Source organism: Alteromonas sp. ABV2_168 (assembly GCF_056161165.1).
In genome coordinates this window covers 15,637-33,098 of sequence record NZ_JBSWYQ010000014.1, presented here as the reverse complement: position 1 = coordinate 33,098, position 17,462 = coordinate 15,637, and the positions used below count along the sequence as shown (strand labels likewise).

Sequence of the window (17,462 nt, the reverse complement as noted above, 5' to 3'; positions counted from 1 at the left end):
TTCCGGCGGTCTTACTTTCTGTCCTTGCTTCCGGTAGATCAGAATTGTACGGTGACTGACAGTTGCAGTCTGCGCGGATTGTAATAATCTCTTGGCTGACCGAACTCTTCAGAAACAACGTACGGGTTATAGTTGTAACCTGTTTGCTTATTAAACACGTTGAACAGATCTGCACGGAACTTCACGGTATAGTCGCTCACATCCCAGTTTTGCGTATAATTCATATCCAGCTGCCAGTGGCTTGCACCACGGCGGCTTCCCGCAGGTTCTGCATAACGGCTGACCCCTGATGTATAACCGTAAGGTGTGCCATCCCATGCTGTCCAGGCTTCACCGGACTGGAAGATAAAGTAAGCACCGATATTGGCATCCCAGTCAGTGGTGTAATAACCGAACACTTTCACTTTATGGGGTTTGTCGCCTATCAGCTTGCCGTAGCGGTTGTCCCAGGGCATACGGCCTACACCGTCACCGTAGTACGAAGAACCGATGAAGTTGTTCGCATCGTTAGTCGTGGTGGTGCTGTCCTGGTCGAAGTTACCATAGTAATGACTCCAGGTATAAGACGCATTCAGGTAAGTACGTTCACCATACCATTCTGCTTCAGTGCTCCATTCCCAGTATTTGGTCTGGCCACCGTCTACTTCTGCGACCACATAGGAAGAGCCGCCTACTTCTGCACGTAACTCATCCAGATTGTCGATATATAGCCCTTTCGCGGCGATATCTTCAGGTACTGCGCCACCTTCATATTCACCAAACAGGCGGGCGTTGTTTGGCATATCTTCCCAGAAATGGCTGCCGTAACGGAAACGTACGTGTGAACGCAACATCAGATTATTGCTCACAGCACGGGTCGTTCCTACAGTGTACTCATCAATTCTGCGGGGACGCATGTTATCGGCAAAGAACTTACCGGATGAGCCGGCTTTGTTACCTGATGCCAGATAATCGCCATTTTCATCAAACTGAACCTCAACCGTTGCACGGGAATTTCTGTCCCAGGACGCGGCACGGGCCAGGGAGCTGGCACTGGGGTTATAACTGGCATAGTTGGCGAAGACAGTGCTCTCATCTTCGTATTCCCAGGTTACGCCTAACCGGGGCTGCACCATGTCTTTCCAGTCTACAGTGTACATTTTATAAGGGTTTCCCGGCGCAACTTCATATCCGGAAATATTCTCACTGTTTTCAGCAAGGCCCTGCCCGTACAGTACATCTTTTGAAACCAGTAAGCCCACGTTATACGTAAAATCACCGTGTTCAATGGTATCGTTGATTTCAAAATTGAAAGACTCTGCCGAAGACACAATGGACGGTGTAACCGATCCGTCTACCGCAAGACTCATCTGCTGAACCTGCGCAACGTAGTAGGCACCGGGATACTCGGCATCTATACCACCAACGTACTCTATGAAACCCCAGCCGTTAGATAGCCTTGCCAGATCTTCGGAAATTTCCTCCCACTTAAAGCCGGCATGAATGGTGTGATAAGTGTTTCCGAACATGGACTCTGTATCCAAAGCAAGCTCAAAACTTTCACGTTCGAAAGACTGCCGGTTATACTGTGAATAAGCACCGACACCACCGCCACCTGTCATTTCACCGTCGTCGCCCACGTAGCCGTATTGTTGCACCAGTGGTAACGCACCAGCATTAAACTGAATATCATCAGCAGTCAGGTCGCCAGTACGGATACTGGGTACGCTGAAATACCCCATTTCATCCAGTGCACTAATATCAATAGAGTCGCCGATAACCGGTGTAACTCCGGTTAGTTCTGTGTCCGGCGTGTCGATGAAGTCTTCTTTATATTTACCGTATTTGAAGGAAATGCTGGAATCACCAATCAGCCAGGAACCATCCAGCGAGTAGATACTCAGGTTAGAGTCTGAACCCACTGATACACTGTCTGCTTCGAATTCACCAATTGACGAGCCGGACACGTTCCTTTCAGAATCACGGATACTGGCATTTAACAGCACATCAGCGGTAGGTGCCCAGGTGAGCTTACCAAAATATTCATTCCGTTCACTTTTATAATCTTTTGTGGCGCCGTAGGCTGTTTCTTTGCTGCTGCCATCGACAACCGGGCGGTAAAAAGACCCGTAGAAATATAACTCATCTTCAATAAGCGGACCGCTCACAGAAGCAACAATCCAACTGCTGTCTGTATCTTCAATGACACCGTCTTTGGGCGTTGCTGAAAACGAAGAAGGCTGAATACGGTATTCCACGCTGCCATGGAATTCGTTAGTCCCAGATTTAGATACCGAGTTAACTGCGAAACCGCCTGAACGGTTAAAGCCAACAGCTTTTGCGCCTCCGCGATCTACCGATACGCTGGCAATGTCATGGGTTGAAGGTTCTGACGACAAGTTCCCGAACATGGGCATAGAAAGGTCGACACCATCAAAGCCGTAACTGTTATCAACACCGGAGCCACCTGCAGACGGACCGAGGGTACCGTTTTCAGAATACTCCACGCCGGGCAGAATTTTCAGCATGTCACGGTATGTCTGACCGGTCGGCAGAGACTGAATGACTTCTGCACCGAAGGAGTTGGTGAGAGATGAATCGCCGGTAGTCACAAAGGGACTGCCGGTAATGGTGATCACCTCTGTGTTGTCCGGCGAATAAACGAAGTTGATTGCTGAAGCCTGCTCTAGCAACACTCTGGTGCTGAACTGCCGGGTATCGCCATTGGGAAGCGTAAATGTGACCTCGTACTCTCCCGGTACAAGAAATGGCATCGTGAATGTACCGTCTTCCCGGGTTGTGGCAGAGCGGTCTTTTGGCATGACGGGACTGCTGGCTACTACCTGAATACCCGCGACGCTGGTACTGCCGTCGCCGGCGGTCACCTGCCCCTTAATGCTACCTGTTTGTTGTTGCGCTAAAGCGGGTGAAGATACGGCGGCTACAGCAAGACATAAAGGCGCGGCGAAAGATGCGGTCTTCCATGTTTGCCGGATTTGTCTGGTGAGATAGCGTGCCGCGAAACGTGCTTTTTCCTTTTTCATAGTGACACCTGTTGTAATGTGTGAATTATTATTACCGGAACGTTACGTTTTTATTATGACTGAACATTTAACAGACAGGATTGTGCCCAGTCAAGAATACTTTGTTCAAAAATATTTATTATACAGTAATAATTTATCACAATAATTCAAATGTCAGATCTGAAACGAAGGGCAAGAAGAATCAGAAGCCGCCGGCATATCCATAGCTAACACGCCATTTTAAGGCTATTTAAGCGTTAAACAGCGTTTTAGGTAATGAAAGAAGCCGGTCATGAATCATAACCTGAGGTTATAGACTTTAGAATGAAATGAATATCTGTATAAATGGGAAGTACGCAAGTATTTTTTTATTCCGTATGTCCGGCATTATTTATAACGTAATTATTCAACAAGAATAGCAAATGCAGCAAGAAATCAATCTGTTTTCGTTATCATGCCGTAGCAAAAGTAACTGCAAACAGGAGCTATTACTATGTCATCGGAAATCAAAGAAAAACACGCTAAGTTGCTTGCTGAAGTCGTTACCCAGTCGTCACACTGGAAGCTTCAACCTGAGAAAAAGTCACCCTTCCATTCTGCTGAAGAGGTATTCACGTACATTGAATCCCATAATGAACCGCTCTACGTTGTAGTGCCGGTGAACGGTGACGATAATGACGTACTGGTGAAAGTGTCGAGTGAAGAAGATGATCTGTTGTTTGAGACCGTGTCTAATGAAAACAAAAAGCAGGCGAAAGTGCATCACTCCCATCTTAAGCTTATTGAAAGCACAGTTACAGAACTGGTTAACAGCCAGTTGGAAGAAGGAAAGAAGGCGGCGTCAATGTGACACCGCCCGGGTGTCCTGACGTTAAACTTTCACGGCCAGCACGTCTGTTTTCACACCGTGCAACACCGCATTCGCTGTGGATCCCAACAGTAACCGCATGCCACTGCGACCGTGTGTACCGATGACAATTAAGTCACTTCCCAGTTTTTCCGCTGCGGCATGGATTTCATCGGCTGCAGCGCCCACAACCACATGAGTGTGAGAAACCGGAATGTTATGCCGGTGCGCGATCCCTTCAAGTTTCTCTTTTGCCTGCTGGCAGATCTCATCAGAAAAATCACTTTCGAGAAACAGCCCGTAAGGCTCGATACTGGTTTGGGGATAGACAACATAAAGCAGATTCAGCTTCACGTTGTTACCCGCCAGTTGCATAGCCCGGTGAACCACGCCTTCATAATCAGAATAAATATCGATAGCAACTAGTATTGAGTCATAAGCAGCCATAAATGTCTCCGGTTTTTCTTTCACTATAGAGCAAAGTCAGACAACAATCTTGATACGCATCAAATTTAAACCGCTTTGGTGTCTTCTTCTATTTTTGCCAGATGACTCACAGGCATAAAACTCATAGGGCTGGCTTCTGCCACATGCAGTTTGAATGCATCAGCAATTTTATCCGTTAAAAAACTGCCCCGTTTTACCAGCGGAAAAATCTCGTCGTAGCGCATTACCTGTGTCTGGTTAACCCTGCGGAAAATATGCGTGCGGTTCAACGACGAATGAGACTGATGGCCGGTGGAAGACAGAATATCCATAAAAGCAGTAACCGTCTTTTTATGAAATCGGTACACGCGCTCGTATTTGTCTTCAACAACCAGCCCTCTTGCCAGTTTCGGATCCTGGGTGGCTACGCCGGTAGGACACTTATTCGTATTACAGGACAAACTTTGCACACAACCTAGAGACAACATCATTCCCCGGGCACTGTTACATAAGTCTGCTCCCAGGCTCAGGTTTTTGACCAAATCAAATGCAGTAATTATTTTCCCTGAGGCAATGAGTTTTATTTCCCGCCTTAAATCAAATCCGGTGAGACAGTCATCCACAAATGCCAGAGCTTCACGCAGCGGAAAGCCGATAGAGTTGGCATATTCCAGCGGCGCTGCACCCGTTCCGCCTTCACCGCCGTCTACGGTGATAAAATCCGGACATATACCGGTTTCCACCATAGCCTTACAAATGGCGATAAACTCGCTCTTTCGTCCCAGTGACAGTTTAAAACCCACCGGCTTCCCCTCTGACATATCCCGTAAATCGCGGATAAAATGCATCATTTCAAGAGGCGTTGAGAATGCGGTATGTCTTGGCGGCGAGTCCACCTGAGTGCCGGGTTCAACACCTCTGACTCGGGCAATTTCCGGTGTGTTCTTATGTGCAGGCAAAATACCGCCGTGGCCCGGCTTAGCCCCCTGAGACAGTTTTATTTCTATCATTTTCACATTCGGGTGACGGGCTTTCTCTTCAAATAATTTCGCATTAAAGGTACCGTCATCATTACGGCAACCAAAATATCCTGTACCGATTTGCCATACCACATCGCCACCATTGTCCAGATGGTACGGTGTCAGACCGCCCTCACCTGTATTGTGGCTGAAACCACCTTTGGCTGCACCTTTATTCAGCGCCTGTACAGCGTTAGCACTGAGTGCGCCAAAACTCATGGCTGAAATATTCAGCACACTGGATGCATAGGGCTGTTTACAGGCTGAAGAGCCGATTACTACTCTGGGATCCTCTTCCATTTCATCAATTTCCATTGCTGAAAGAGAATGTCCAATCCATTCATACCCATTTTCATAGGTGTCCAGCTGAGTACCGAATGGTGAACTGTCTGTAGCATTTTTTGCGCGCTGATACACAATTGAGCGGTGCATGCGACTGATGGGCTTACCGTCAGTTTCAGACTCAAGCAGATATTGCTGGATGAAAGGACGTAATCCTTCTACCAGCCAGCGGCCTCTGCCGATAAAAGGAAAATTCCGCAAAATTGAATGGTGATTCTGCGTCAGATCATAAAGTGCAATGAGAAGACAAAGTCCGGTGAGAGGAAGCAACCACAAGAGATAATGCCAGATCACTGCCAGAGCGGCATTAATCAAAAAGATAAGGGTTAAACTTACAATAATTCGTTTGTGCATAGTGCCTGTTCCGGTAATAACTGCGCCGTATTACGCTTTTAAGCGCAAGACCATAACAAAGATCATGAAAAGAAAGGCATTTTTTCGCTCACAGGGTATTTATTTTATGCCGCCATCTTACCGTAAAGAACCATCGTTATCGTTGAGGCAGATCAGATAAATAAGCACAATCAAAGATTTACAAAATGATGCTGTTATCGCATCCTTTTATCAGGCTTTTTTAAACCGGAATAGATCAGCGGGTTTCATGGAATATACATTTCTTCTCTTTGCTTTCGTATGTGGACTCTCAGTGAAAATGATAGGCATACCACCTCTGGTAGGATATCTGGTTGCCGGTTTCGCGCTGAATGCAGCGGGACAACAAATGACCGGCGAGCTGCAACATATTGCAGATCTCGGGATCACCATCATGTTGTTTACCATCGGCCTGAAGCTTAATGTTCGCGATCTCAGCAAACGTGAAGTCTGGGCCGGCAGTATCGCCCATACCCTTATCTGGGTTGGTATCGTTGCCGGAGCGCTCTACATACTGGCTGCTGTCGCTGCTTTCTGGTTTGGTGACATATCTTTTGAATCAGCTCTACTGATTGCCTTTGCGTTAAGTTTCAGCAGTACCGTTTGTGTTATAAAAGTCCTGGAAGAAAGCGGAGAAAGCAAAACCCGCCACGGAAAACTGGCTATCGGCATACTTGTTATGCAGGATGTGTTTGCTGTGGTGTTCCTTGTCGCTGCAACGGGTAAACTGCCGTCTGTTTATGCGCTGGGCTTACTGGCTGTATTTCCGCTGATGCCGCTGCTTAACCGTATTATCGATAAATCAGGTCACGGCGAGTTACTGCCACTTACCGGGTTTGTGCTTGCGCTGGGCGGATACCACCTGTTTGACCTGGTGAATATTAAAGGGGATCTCGGCGCCCTGCTCACCGGAATCATTCTGGCTAAAAACCCCAAAGCCACAGAGTTGTCCAAATCATTGCTGGCTTTTAAGGATTTGTTTCTCATCGGCTTCTTTCTGTCTATCGGCCTCACGGCCCTGCCGGATTTCAATATGATCATGGCTGCACTTATTTTGTGTGTATTCCTTGCCGTTAAAGCCGCGCTTTTCTTTGGTTTATTCACCTGGCTGCGCTTACGGGCGAGAACCAGCTATCTCACTTCACTGGTGCTGGGGAATTACAGTGAATTCGGCCTCATAGTCGCCGCATTAGCAGTAAGTCTGGGAATGTTGAGCGAAAGCTGGCTGGTCATTATTGCGCTGGCCGTTTCTATTTCATTTGTAATCACCAGTATCATGTACCGGAACAGTCACAGCCGGTATCTGCGTATCAAAAACGGCATTCAGAAATTCGAAAGTCCTGTCCGCCTCAAAGAAGACATTTATCCGGTGGTCACCAATGCCGAGTTCCTTGTTATCGGTATGGGCCGTGTAGGTCTGGGTGCATTTAACTCTCTGCATAAACTGGCCGACTCTGCTGTATGGGGAATGGATGCCGACAGAGTTAAAATTAACCGCCTGCAACAGGAAGGACTCAATGTTATCTGCGGAGACGGTGAAGACGTGGACTTGTGGGAAAACCTTGATACCTCCAATGTAAAACTGATCCTGCTTGCTTTACCTTCTATTGAGGACGCGGTGAATATTACCCGACAGCTTCAGTTCTCGGGATACACCGGTAAAATCGCTGCCATCGCCCGCTATGAAGATGAGGTGGAAACCTTATTAAGTAAAGGTGTAGACAAGGTATTTAACTTTTTTACCGAGGCAGGCCTGGGTTTTGCCGAAGAATCATTGGCTTATGTTAATGATTCATCTGGTAAATAGAGGACTAATAAGAACACAGGACGACATGGAAATTGTTATCATTTGCATATTATTGATTTATAAAGATTTTTTTGATTTAACGCAAAGATTGCCATATACTGTGTGTAGTTAATTTAAGGAATACCGTTATGAAAGGCGATAAACAAGTCATCGCGAAACTCAACGAAGTATTGACCAGTGAACTGACGTCCATTAATCAGTATTTTCTGCATGCACGGATGTTTAAAAACTGGGGCTTCGGCGAGCTCAACGAAAAGAATTACAAGAAGTCCATCAAAGACATGAAACAGGCTGATGCTATCATTGAGCGCGTACTGTTTTTAGAAGGACTTCCGAACCTGCAGGCACTGGGCAAGCTGTATATCGGTGAAGATACCGTAGAGATGCTTAAGTGCGACAGTCGTTTTCAGCTGGAACAAATTCCCCTGCTGAAAGATGCCATCAAGCTTTGTGAAGAAAAGCAGGATTACGTAAGCCGTGACCTGCTCGAAGATATTCTGGAGTACGAAGAAGAGCATCTCGACTGGATTGAAACCCAGGAATATCAGATTGATGCAATGGGTCTTGAAACGTACCTGCTAAAACAGATTGAGGGAGATGACTAATGAAAGGTAACGCGAAAATTAATGACGCGCTGAATGAGCTGTTGTCTTATGAACTGGCAGCAATGGATCAGTATTTCATTCACTCTCAGATGTATCTGGACTGGGGCCTGAACAAGCTTTACGAGCGCATCAACCATGAGTTTGATGACGAAAAAGGCCATGCCACGAAACTGATTGAACGCATGCTGTTTTTAGAAGGCACGCCTGACATGGTTACCCGTACCGGCTATAAGGTTGGGCACGACGTACCATCAATGCTGGAAAGTGACTTACGCGTTGAATACGAAGTCGATGCGAAATTGAAAGAAGTTATCGCTTTGTGTGAACAGGAAAATGACTACGTTACCCGTGATATCCTGGTTGAATTACTTGACGACACGGAAGTAGATCACGCTCACTGGCTGGAACAGCAACTGGGCCTGATTAAGCGCCTGGGTCTGCAACTTTACATGCACTCGCAGATGTAAGCCGGATTGTTTCGATAAATGCCCTGACCTGTTCAGGGCATTTTTGTTTCAAAGAACATCACGTAGGGGTCCGGTTTATCTTCTACATGGATCAACATTTTCCAGCGCATCTGTGGCTCAGAACAACTACCCAGCATAAACCATCCGGACCAGCTACCTTCTTTTATCCGTTCAGCCAGCACCGGCACCTTGCCCATATACATGTTTACCCCTTCAATCCAAACACTCTCAATTTGTTGAGAAAAGGGTAAAGAAAAGTTAACTGTTATCGATTCTTCTGCCTCCGGTATACTTTCAAATGTGGCAGAAACCTTATTTTGTTCATGGCCAATTTCACAGGTCAAATTGACAAATGTACACGGATTGCCTAAACCGTTATCTGTGTCAGTTGTTGTTACCTGTTGCTTTGAAAGATACACACCCAGCGCCAGGATCAGAATGAGTGTGGGGATGATGAATTTTTGCGCTTTTTTTGTTGTTTTCATGTGAAAATTATACTGTAAATAGCGACGGTTTATTACTACCTTTGACGGAGATCAACCCCGACTAGTTTATGGTATCTTTTTGTAAATAAAAATCTTATTATCCGCGTACCAGCTGACCTGTCTATAATTACAACAGAATTAAAAAGGTCAAGCGTTAAGCCTGCAACTTGCGCAAAACCGGAATCCGGCAGTTGGAAACCCATTTACCATTGAAGTGGAATATCAATCAAATGAGTGAAATAAGCCAAGCACAACCTGATTACAACTATAAAGTAGTCAGGCAATTTACCATCATGACAATTGTCTGGGGTATTATCGGCATGGGGCTGGGAGTATTTATTGCTGCGCAATTGTTTGCTCCTGCACTTAACTTCGATACACCCTGGCTGACGTTTTCCCGATTAAGACCGTTACACACCAACGCAGTCATTTTCGCTTTCGGCGGATGCGCACTGTTTGCAACGTCTTATTATATTGTTCAGCGTACCAGTCAGGTACGTTTATTCAGCGACAAACTTGCTGCCTTTACCTTTTGGGGCTGGCAGGCCGTTATCGTTCTTGCTGTTGTCACTTTGCCCTTCGGCATTACTGCCAGTAAGGAATACGCTGAACTTGAATGGCCTATCGATATCCTTATCGCGCTGGTCTGGATTGCTTACATCATAAACTTTTTCGGTACCATCATCATTCGTAAGGTATCGCACATTTATGTAGCAAACTGGTTCCTAGGCGCGTTTATGCTTACCGTAGCAGTGCTCCACATCGGTAACAGTATGGCGATTCCGGTTTCTTTCACGAAATCTTATTCACTGTATGCAGGTGCGGTGGATGCTATGATGCAGTGGTGGTATGGACACAATGCGGTTGGCTTTTTCCTGACAGCGGGTTTCCTTGGCATGATGTACTACTTCGTGCCTAAACAGGCGGGACGCCCGGTGTACTCTTACCGCTTATCCATTATTCACTTCTGGGCTCTGATTTCGCTATACATCTGGGCCGGTCCTCACCACCTTCACTTTACGGCGCTGCCAGACTGGACACAGTCACTGGGTATGGTGATGTCGGTTATCCTGTTCGTGCCCTCCTGGGGCGGCATGATTAACGGGATCATGACGTTGTCAGGTGCATGGCACAAGCTGCGTACTGACCCGGTGCTGCGTTTCCTGATTGTTTCGTTGTCTTTCTACGGCATGTCGACCTTTGAAGGTCCGATGATGGCCATCAAAACCGTCAATGCGCTGTCTCACTACACAGACTGGACTATCGGTCACGTTCACTCAGGCGCACTGGGCTGGGTAGCCATGGTGTCCATCGGCTCTGTATATCACCTCATTCCTGTATTGTTCGGACAACGTGCAATGTACTCCACCAAACTGGTGAACGTGCACTTCTGGCTGGCTACTATTGGTGTGGTGCTTTACATCGTTGCCATGTGGATGTCCGGTGTACTGCAAGGTCTCATGTGGCGTGCAGTGAACGCCGACGGAACGCTGACCTACAGCTTCGTTGAGTCACTGGAAGCCTCCAAACCCTTCTATGTGGTGCGCTTTATCGGTGGTGTGTTTGTGGTTGCCGGCATGCTGGTGATGGCCTACAACACCTGGAAAACTGTACGTGCGCCCAAGGGCAGCATTGCAGCTGAACCCGCCGCACAGGCAGCATAAGGAGTCGTTGTTGTGAAGAATCCACATGAAATAATTGAGAAAAACATTGGCCTGATGACTGTGCTCATTTTGATTGCCATCAGCCTGGGAGCCCTGGTTCAAATTTTGCCGTTGATGTTCCAGCAGCAGGTACTTGAGCCGGTAAAAGGATTAAAACCTTATACAGCACTGCAACTGGAAGGCCGCGATATCTACATCCGTGAAGGATGTGTTGGCTGTCACAGCCAGATGATTCGTCCGTTCCGTGCTGAAACAGAACGTTACGGCCACTATTCAGTAGCCGGTGAGTCGGTATGGGAGCATCCCTTCCTGTGGGGTTCAAAACGCACCGGTCCTGACCTGGCGCGTGTTGGTGGCCGCTACAGTGACGAATGGCACCGTGTTCACCTGATTAATCCCCGCAACGTGGTACCGGAGTCTAACATGCCCGGTTTCCCGTGGCTGGCAGAGAATACGCTCAGCGGTGAAGATACCGCGAAGAAAATGGAAGTGTTCCGCGGCTTTGGTGTGCCTTACACCGATGATGATATCGCCGGTGCACAGGCGGCAGTAAAGGGTAAAACAGAAATGCAGGCCCTGATTGCTTACCTTCAATCCCTCGGCACATATCTGAACTGATATGGATCAGGGAATAGCGGGCAGCATTTTTACTGTCGTAGTGTTTGTTTGCTTCATTGGTGTGGTCTGGTGGGCGTTCAGCGGTCGCAATAAAAAGCGGTTCGATGAAGCGGCTAACCTGCCCTTTGCCGACGAAGTGAAAGAGAAATCTCAAAAGAATAAGCAGGAGTCTTGAACTCATGAGCACGTTTTGGACAATTTGGATCTCAGTGATCACACTGGGTACCATTATCGGCTGCTTCATCCTGTTACGCTGGGCACTGGCTAATAAAACCGGTGTAGCAGAAGGTGAAGGCATGGGGCACGTCTTCGATGGTATCGAAGAAATTAATAACCAGTTACCCCGCTGGTGGACTATTTTATTTTACGTTTGTATCGTCTGGGGCTTTGTGTATCTCGCTTTGTTCCCGGGGTTAGGTGCATGGCAGGGTTTCCTTGGCTGGAAAAGTTCGAACCAGAACATCCAGTCACTGGAAGAATCTGCTCAGGCCCGTGCTGATGCGAAAGAGAACGGATTACTGGTTAAATACGACCGCGAGCTGGATCAGGCTGCGGAATTGTATGACCCGATTTTCGAAAAATACGCGGCAGTACCGGTTGAAGAACTGGCCAATGATCCTGAAGCAGTAAAAGTAGGACAGCGTCTGTTTTTACAAAACTGTTCACAGTGTCACGGTTCTGATGCAAGAGGCGCCAATGTGGGCTTCCCTAACCTCACCGACGACGACTGGCTTTACGGAGGCAGTGGCGCAAAAATTGTTGAAACCCTTACACTGGGTCGTCAGGCCGCTATGCCTGCATGGATTGCTTCCATGGGTGAGCAAGGTATCAAAGAGACGGTTGCCTATGTACTCAGTTTGAGTGGCCGGGAACAGGAGCCTGAAATGACTGCGCTGATTGATGACGGAAAAGCCCGCTTTATGGTGTGTGCTGCCTGTCACGGCATGGACGGTAAAGGTAACCAGTTACTCGGTGCGCCGAATCTGACGGACAATATCTGGCTGTACGGTTCTTCTGAACAATCGGTCACTGAAACGCTGACTTACGGCCGTAATGGCGTGATGCCTTCATTCAAGAAAACCCTTGGTGATGACAAAATTCACGTTGTCGCCGCCTACGTGTACAGCCTGTCTAACTGACCCTGGTTAATTACACTGCTGTCATTCAAAAAGCCCTGTTTTCAGGGCTTTTTTGTGTGAAAATACAAACAGAACTTGATGGAAATCATCATAGTAAGTTTTATTTCCTGTAATCTTGCACCTTCAGATGTGCGCAGTTAAATAAGTGGTGATATGCAGACGCCCTGGTATAAACAATTCTGGCCCTGGTTCCTGATCACGGTACCTGTGCTGACAGTCATTATGAGCGGTTTTCTCATCCATTTTGCCACTTCCGGTGAAGACAGTCTGGTCATTGACGACTATTACAAAGAAGGAAAAGCCATCAATGTGCGTCTGGACAAAGTCGAACGGGCGAAAAAGCTGAATATCACCACCGATCTCACCATTGAAGGAAGCCGCGTCGCGCTGAAGTTTCATTCCGGTATTCCCCAATCCGGTGCCGCACTGAAACTGACCTTTTTCCACGTAACCCTGGAATCACTGGATACCGAATTATTACTTACCCGTGATGCCGGTGGCGTGTACCGCGGCACAACGGATACCGTTTTGTCGGGTAAATGGCGCGTTTCACTCACACCGCTGGATGAAGAATGGAAAATCCAGAATACACTCCAATTACCGGCCTCCGGTATCATTAAGTTTAACCCGTGAGCGACGACTCTTCTTGTTACCACTGTGGCGAGCCTAATATACCCGGTAAGCCGTATACTGCATTTGTACTCGGGCAGGAACGTCATTTTTGCTGTCCGGGCTGTCAGGCCGTGGCTCAGGCCATCACCGGGAACGGACTGGAAGACTATTACCGCTTCCGCACTGAACCGGCCTCTAAAGGTGATGCAGCATTAAGCGAAACACTGGATAAACTGTCTGTCTATGACGAGCCTGCCTTACAGGAAGAGTTCGTCGTTGATAACGGTAATAACAAGCATATTGAGCTAACTCTTGAAGGCATAACCTGTGCGGCCTGCGGCTGGCTGATTGAAAAGCAATTGTCGCGTATCACCGGTGTCAGCCAGATTGCGGTGAATGTAGCACAGCGACGCGCAGTGGTTATATGGCAACCTGAGGCAGTATCGCTCAGCAGCATCATGGCTACGCTACGGCGTATTGGTTACCCGGCGCTGCCGTTTCAACCGGACCAGCATGAAGCTTCATACAAAGCGGAAGATAAGCGCTTTTTGAAAAAACTCGGCCTCGCAGGTCTGATGACCATGCAGGTAATGATGCTGGCGGCGGCCCTGTATTTTGATTTATTCGATGCAATGGATGCACAGACACGGTCTTATTTTCACTGGATAGCGTTGGTTCTGACCACACCGGTGGTGCTGTATTCCGGCAGTACGTTTTACGTTGGCGCGCTTAAGGCTTTGTCGGCCCGGACCGTGAATATGGATGTACCGGTGAGTATTGCAGTGTTGGGTACCTGGCTGTCCGGTCTGTTTGCAACGGTTACCGGTCGCGGCGAAGTGTATTTTGAATCAGTTTGCATGTTTATTTTCCTGCTTTTACTGAGTCGTTTTCTGGAACACCGGAGCAGGCACCGCGCCGCGCAGATCTCAGCGAATATGTTGCAGTATATTCCGGTAACCGCTAATCAGGTGGCTGCGGATAACACCGTAACACAGGTACTGGCGAAATCGCTCAAAACCGGCGATGTTGTTGTGGTCAAAGCCGGAGAGACCATTCCCGTAGACGGTATTGTGACTGACGGTGCCAGTGAAACCGATGAATCGATGCTTACCGGCGAGTTTAATCCGGTGCGTAAACAAACCGGCGATACGGTGTTCGGGGGTACGGTAAACCGTACCGGCGTAATAACGGTAACGGTAACCAGGGCGTTAAAATTTGCGCTGGTAAATCAGATCATCCGTCTGCAATCCACCGCTATGGCTGCGAAGCCCCGGGTCGCTCTTATGGCTGACCGCTTTTCCAGTTATTTTGTCGCCGTAGTACTGATTACGGCTGCATCTTCATGGGCTTACTGGCACTGGCAGGGTAATGATAATGCCTTTTGGATCAGCATCGCGGTACTGGTAGCAACCTGCCCCTGTGCGCTGGGGCTGGCTACGCCATCTGCCCTCACCTGCGCAATGGCAAACCTTAACCGGCATGGCATTTTATTGAAAAGAGCCGATGCACTGGAGCAAATCAACCACGTAGATACCCTGGTGCTGGATAAAACCGGAACGCTGACCGAAGGAAAGTTTGCTCAGATAAACAGCTGGTTTGCTGAACCGGCACGGGAAAATGAAATCCGTGCTTTGATGGGAGCAATAGAGTCCCGTTCAGAACATCCGGTTGCCGCTGCCTTTGTTTCTGATAACAATCAGGGATTAATTCTGAGCCAAGTTGACGTTGTGGCCGGAATGGGCATCAGCGCGCAATGCAATGGCCGCAGTTATAAAGCCGGTTCGGCTTCTTTCACCGGTGTTGATGCCGGCCTGTCGCCCTTTCCCGCTAACGTGTTTCTTACCGAAAACGGTGTGCCCGTTGCCGCCTTTCGTGTAGCAGATAAAATTAAAGCGGATGCCGCAGACAGCCTGAGCAAATTGGCGCAACTGGAGCGGATAATTCTGAGTGGCGATATTCAGCAAAATGTTGACGACATTGCAGCGAATTTACCTGTAGACAAAGCCACAGGCGGGAACAGCCCTGAAGATAAATTAAATGCCGTGACAGCCCTTCAGCGGCAGGGCCGTCATGTCATGATGCTGGGGGATGGTATTAACGACGCGCCGGTGATGGCAGCGGCTGATGTTGGCATTGCAGTGGGTAATGCCACGGATATCGCAAAAAGTGCCGCGGATGTGATTTTATTAAATGATAAGCTGGCTGTACTCGGACACCTTACTCTGATGGCCAGAAGAGTAAAAGCGACAGTCAGGCAGAATATGGGATGGGCCGTAGGCTACAATCTGGTTATCCTGCCGTTTGCAGTGTCCGGCATCCTGACGCCGTGGATGGCGGTGATTGGTATGAGTCTGAGTAGTATTCTGGTAGTAACAAATTCGACGAGACTGTTAAAGTAACGCTATGAGTATAATTTACGTCCTTATTCCCCTTGCTGTGATCATTGTGGCCATTGCCATCGGCGTATTTTTTTGGGCAGTAAAATCTAACCAGTTTGAAGACCTGGATCGCCAGGGCTACAGTATTCTTTTCGATGATGATTTATCTCCTGAAGAAAAAAAACTGGCCGAAGAACGAAAAAAACTCAATGAGTGATCTGTCGTTTTTTTCTGCCTTGCTGGTCGGGCTGGGCGGAGGCGTTCATTGTGTGGGAATGTGCGGCGGCGTATCGCTGGCACTGTCTGCCGCCACGCCGGCAGGCTCATCGCCTTTACCCTATGCGCTTAGCTACAACTTTGGTCGTATATTCAGTTACATACTTGCCGGCGCTGTGACCGGCGGCATCGGGCAGATAGCGAAAGAAGCTGTACCCGTGACCGGCCCCGTACTCGCCGTCATCAGTGGCATTATGCTGATTGCCATGGCCTGCTATCTGGGTAACTGGTGGCGTGGCCTGACCGCTGTTGAAGCCCTCGGCAGTAAACTCTGGCAAAGAATTCAGCCGTTGTCGAAACGGTTTTTACCTTTCAGGTCTCCTACTAGCGCCTTTCCCTATGGTATGATTTGGGGATGGTTGCCCTGTGGACTGGTTTATTCCACCCTGACATGGGCACTGGCTTCAGGGACGGCAATATCCGGTGCTGTAATCATGGCCGGTTTTGGTTTAGGAACGCTACCGGCGTTGCTGGCTGTCCGGGCTGGTGCAGACTGGCTTTCCTCAGGTTTCAGACAACCCGTAGTTCGTCAAATCATTGCTTTGAGTTTGCTGTTGTACGCATTATTGCTGTTGTGGCGGGCTTTAAGTACTATACATTAGAATTATCGCAAACAGCGGAAAGTGAGCATGCAAAAACGTTCGGATTTTTCTATACACTGCCAGAATTGCAGTTTCAGTCATTTGTGTCTGCCCGTGGCCCTCAATAAAACTGAGATTGAGTCACTGGATGACATCATTGAACGCAAAAAGCCTTTGCATAAACACGACACCCTGGTAGAAGCCGGCGATAAATTTACCTCTCTGTACGCTGTGCGGGCAGGTTCATTTAAGTCTTTTGTCACCGATAAAGAAGGTGAAGAGCAAATTATCAGTTTCCACTTCCCGGGCGATATTATCGGTTTTGACGGTTTACGTGACGACACTCACCAGAGTTACACTCAGGCGCTGGAAACTGCCATGGTGTGTGAGCTGCCCTATTCCACCCTTGAAAAAATGTCTGAGCAATTCCCGAAATTGCGCCATCAGATCATGCGTTTTATGAGTGCTGAAATTAAGCAGGATCATGAAATGATGATGCTGCTGAATAAAAGGACGGCAGAAGAACGTCTGATTTATTTTATCGCCCATCTGTCCGGTCGCTTCGAAGAACGGGGTTTTTCTCACCGTCAGTTCAATCTGAGTATGACCCGCAACGAAATCGGTAATTATCTCGGATTAACGGTAGAAACGATCAGCCGCTTGCTGACCCGCTTCCAGAAAGAAGGCATTATCAAAGTAGACGGGAAGCTCATTACTGTTCTGGATTTTGCGGCTATGGATAAAAAGCTGCACTCTATGGACATTCCTACTCTTTGCGTGGATTAATATCCCGTTGAAATATTGATCTGAAACAAGGTCTCT

The 17,462-nt window shown here is 48.0% G+C and carries 17 protein-coding genes; 13 read left to right on the top strand and 4 right to left on the bottom strand.

The window, feature by feature from the left end; translation table 11 throughout:
• Window positions 1-38: 38 nt before the first annotated feature.
• The gene (locus tag ACXAH4_RS18330; protein ID WP_474882912.1) at window positions 39-3,023 is read right to left on the bottom strand and encodes a TonB-dependent receptor; all 2,985 of its coding nucleotides are present in this window, start codon (window positions 3,021-3,023) and stop codon (window positions 39-41) included.
• Window positions 3,024-3,495: 472 nt separating this feature from the next.
• Between ACXAH4_RS18330 and ACXAH4_RS18325 the strand changes: the two genes are divergently transcribed.
• Window positions 3,496-3,852, top strand: a complete 357-nt coding sequence (locus ACXAH4_RS18325; protein WP_474882910.1) for a hypothetical protein — start codon at window positions 3,496-3,498, stop codon at window positions 3,850-3,852.
• 21 nt (window positions 3,853-3,873) lie between these two features.
• On the opposite strand, the gene ACXAH4_RS18320 is transcribed toward ACXAH4_RS18325, so the two are convergent.
• Window positions 3,874-4,296: a universal stress protein gene (locus ACXAH4_RS18320; protein ID WP_119501386.1), complete on the bottom strand. Its 423-nt coding sequence runs from the start codon at window positions 4,294-4,296 to the stop codon at window positions 3,874-3,876.
• A 65-nt stretch (window positions 4,297-4,361) separates the two neighbouring features.
• Window positions 4,362-5,990, bottom strand: a complete 1,629-nt coding sequence (locus ACXAH4_RS18315; RefSeq protein ID WP_474863748.1) for an FMN-binding glutamate synthase family protein — start codon at window positions 5,988-5,990, stop codon at window positions 4,362-4,364.
• A 247-nt stretch (window positions 5,991-6,237) separates the two neighbouring features.
• Between ACXAH4_RS18315 and ACXAH4_RS18310 the strand changes: the two genes are divergently transcribed.
• From ACXAH4_RS18310 to bfr (ACXAH4_RS18300), 3 genes are all read left to right on the top strand, one after another.
• Complete coding sequence (locus tag ACXAH4_RS18310) at window positions 6,238-7,815, top strand: cation:proton antiporter domain-containing protein (protein WP_474851538.1); 1,578 nt, start codon at window positions 6,238-6,240, stop codon at window positions 7,813-7,815.
• A 128-nt stretch (window positions 7,816-7,943) separates the two neighbouring features.
• On the top strand, window positions 7,944-8,420 hold the full coding sequence (gene bfr, locus ACXAH4_RS18305; RefSeq protein WP_119501389.1) for a bacterioferritin: 477 nt from the start codon (window positions 7,944-7,946) through the stop codon (window positions 8,418-8,420).
• Window positions 8,420-8,887: a bacterioferritin gene (gene bfr, locus ACXAH4_RS18300; RefSeq protein WP_119501390.1), complete on the top strand. Its 468-nt coding sequence runs from the start codon at window positions 8,420-8,422 to the stop codon at window positions 8,885-8,887. Before bfr (ACXAH4_RS18305) ends, bfr (ACXAH4_RS18300) begins: the two co-directional genes overlap by 1 nt.
• A gap of 32 nt (window positions 8,888-8,919) precedes the next feature.
• Here the strand turns inward: bfr (ACXAH4_RS18300) and ACXAH4_RS18295 are convergent, their stop codons facing one another.
• Entirely contained in the window at window positions 8,920-9,372 is a 453-nt protein-coding gene (locus ACXAH4_RS18295; RefSeq protein ID WP_474882909.1) for a hypothetical protein, read from the bottom strand.
• Window positions 9,373-9,602: 230 nt separating this feature from the next.
• On the opposite strand from ACXAH4_RS18295, the gene ccoN reads away from it, so the two are divergent.
• From ccoN to fnr, 9 genes are all read left to right on the top strand, one after another.
• Window positions 9,603-11,036 carry a cytochrome-c oxidase, cbb3-type subunit I gene (ccoN, locus tag ACXAH4_RS18290; protein ID WP_474844215.1) on the top strand — a complete coding sequence of 478 codons (1,434 nt, stop codon included), beginning with the start codon at window positions 9,603-9,605 and terminating at the stop codon, window positions 11,034-11,036.
• Window positions 11,037-11,048: 12 nt separating this feature from the next.
• A complete protein-coding gene (ccoO, locus tag ACXAH4_RS18285; RefSeq protein ID WP_303574681.1) occupies window positions 11,049-11,654 on the top strand; it encodes a cytochrome-c oxidase, cbb3-type subunit II in 606 nt (201 codons plus the stop codon).
• 1 nt (window position 11,655) lies between these two features.
• Window positions 11,656-11,829 (top strand): cbb3-type cytochrome oxidase subunit 3, encoded by a 174-nt coding sequence (locus ACXAH4_RS18280; RefSeq protein ID WP_119501393.1) that lies wholly within the window; start codon window positions 11,656-11,658, stop codon window positions 11,827-11,829.
• 4 nt (window positions 11,830-11,833) lie between these two features.
• Window positions 11,834-12,793, top strand: a complete 960-nt coding sequence (gene ccoP, locus ACXAH4_RS18275) for a cytochrome-c oxidase, cbb3-type subunit III (protein WP_349586571.1) — start codon at window positions 11,834-11,836, stop codon at window positions 12,791-12,793.
• Between the two features lie 153 nt (window positions 12,794-12,946).
• Window positions 12,947-13,426 (top strand): FixH family protein, encoded by a 480-nt coding sequence (locus ACXAH4_RS18270; RefSeq protein ID WP_474844216.1) that lies wholly within the window; start codon window positions 12,947-12,949, stop codon window positions 13,424-13,426.
• Window positions 13,423-15,804: a heavy metal translocating P-type ATPase gene (locus ACXAH4_RS18265; RefSeq protein WP_474844217.1), complete on the top strand. Its 2,382-nt coding sequence runs from the start codon at window positions 13,423-13,425 to the stop codon at window positions 15,802-15,804. The genes ACXAH4_RS18270 and ACXAH4_RS18265 overlap by 4 nt, the downstream gene beginning before the upstream one ends.
• Before the next feature lie 4 nt (window positions 15,805-15,808).
• Window positions 15,809-16,000 carry a cbb3-type cytochrome oxidase assembly protein CcoS gene (ccoS, locus tag ACXAH4_RS18260; RefSeq protein ID WP_119501397.1) on the top strand — a complete coding sequence of 64 codons (192 nt, stop codon included), beginning with the start codon at window positions 15,809-15,811 and terminating at the stop codon, window positions 15,998-16,000.
• Window positions 15,993-16,661 carry a sulfite exporter TauE/SafE family protein gene (locus ACXAH4_RS18255; protein ID WP_474844218.1) on the top strand — a complete coding sequence of 223 codons (669 nt, stop codon included), beginning with the start codon at window positions 15,993-15,995 and terminating at the stop codon, window positions 16,659-16,661. Before ccoS ends, ACXAH4_RS18255 begins: the two co-directional genes overlap by 8 nt.
• A gap of 21 nt (window positions 16,662-16,682) precedes the next feature.
• Window positions 16,683-17,426, top strand: a complete 744-nt coding sequence (gene fnr / locus ACXAH4_RS18250) for a fumarate/nitrate reduction transcriptional regulator Fnr (RefSeq protein ID WP_303574686.1) — start codon at window positions 16,683-16,685, stop codon at window positions 17,424-17,426.
• Window positions 17,427-17,462: the final 36 nt, after the last annotated feature.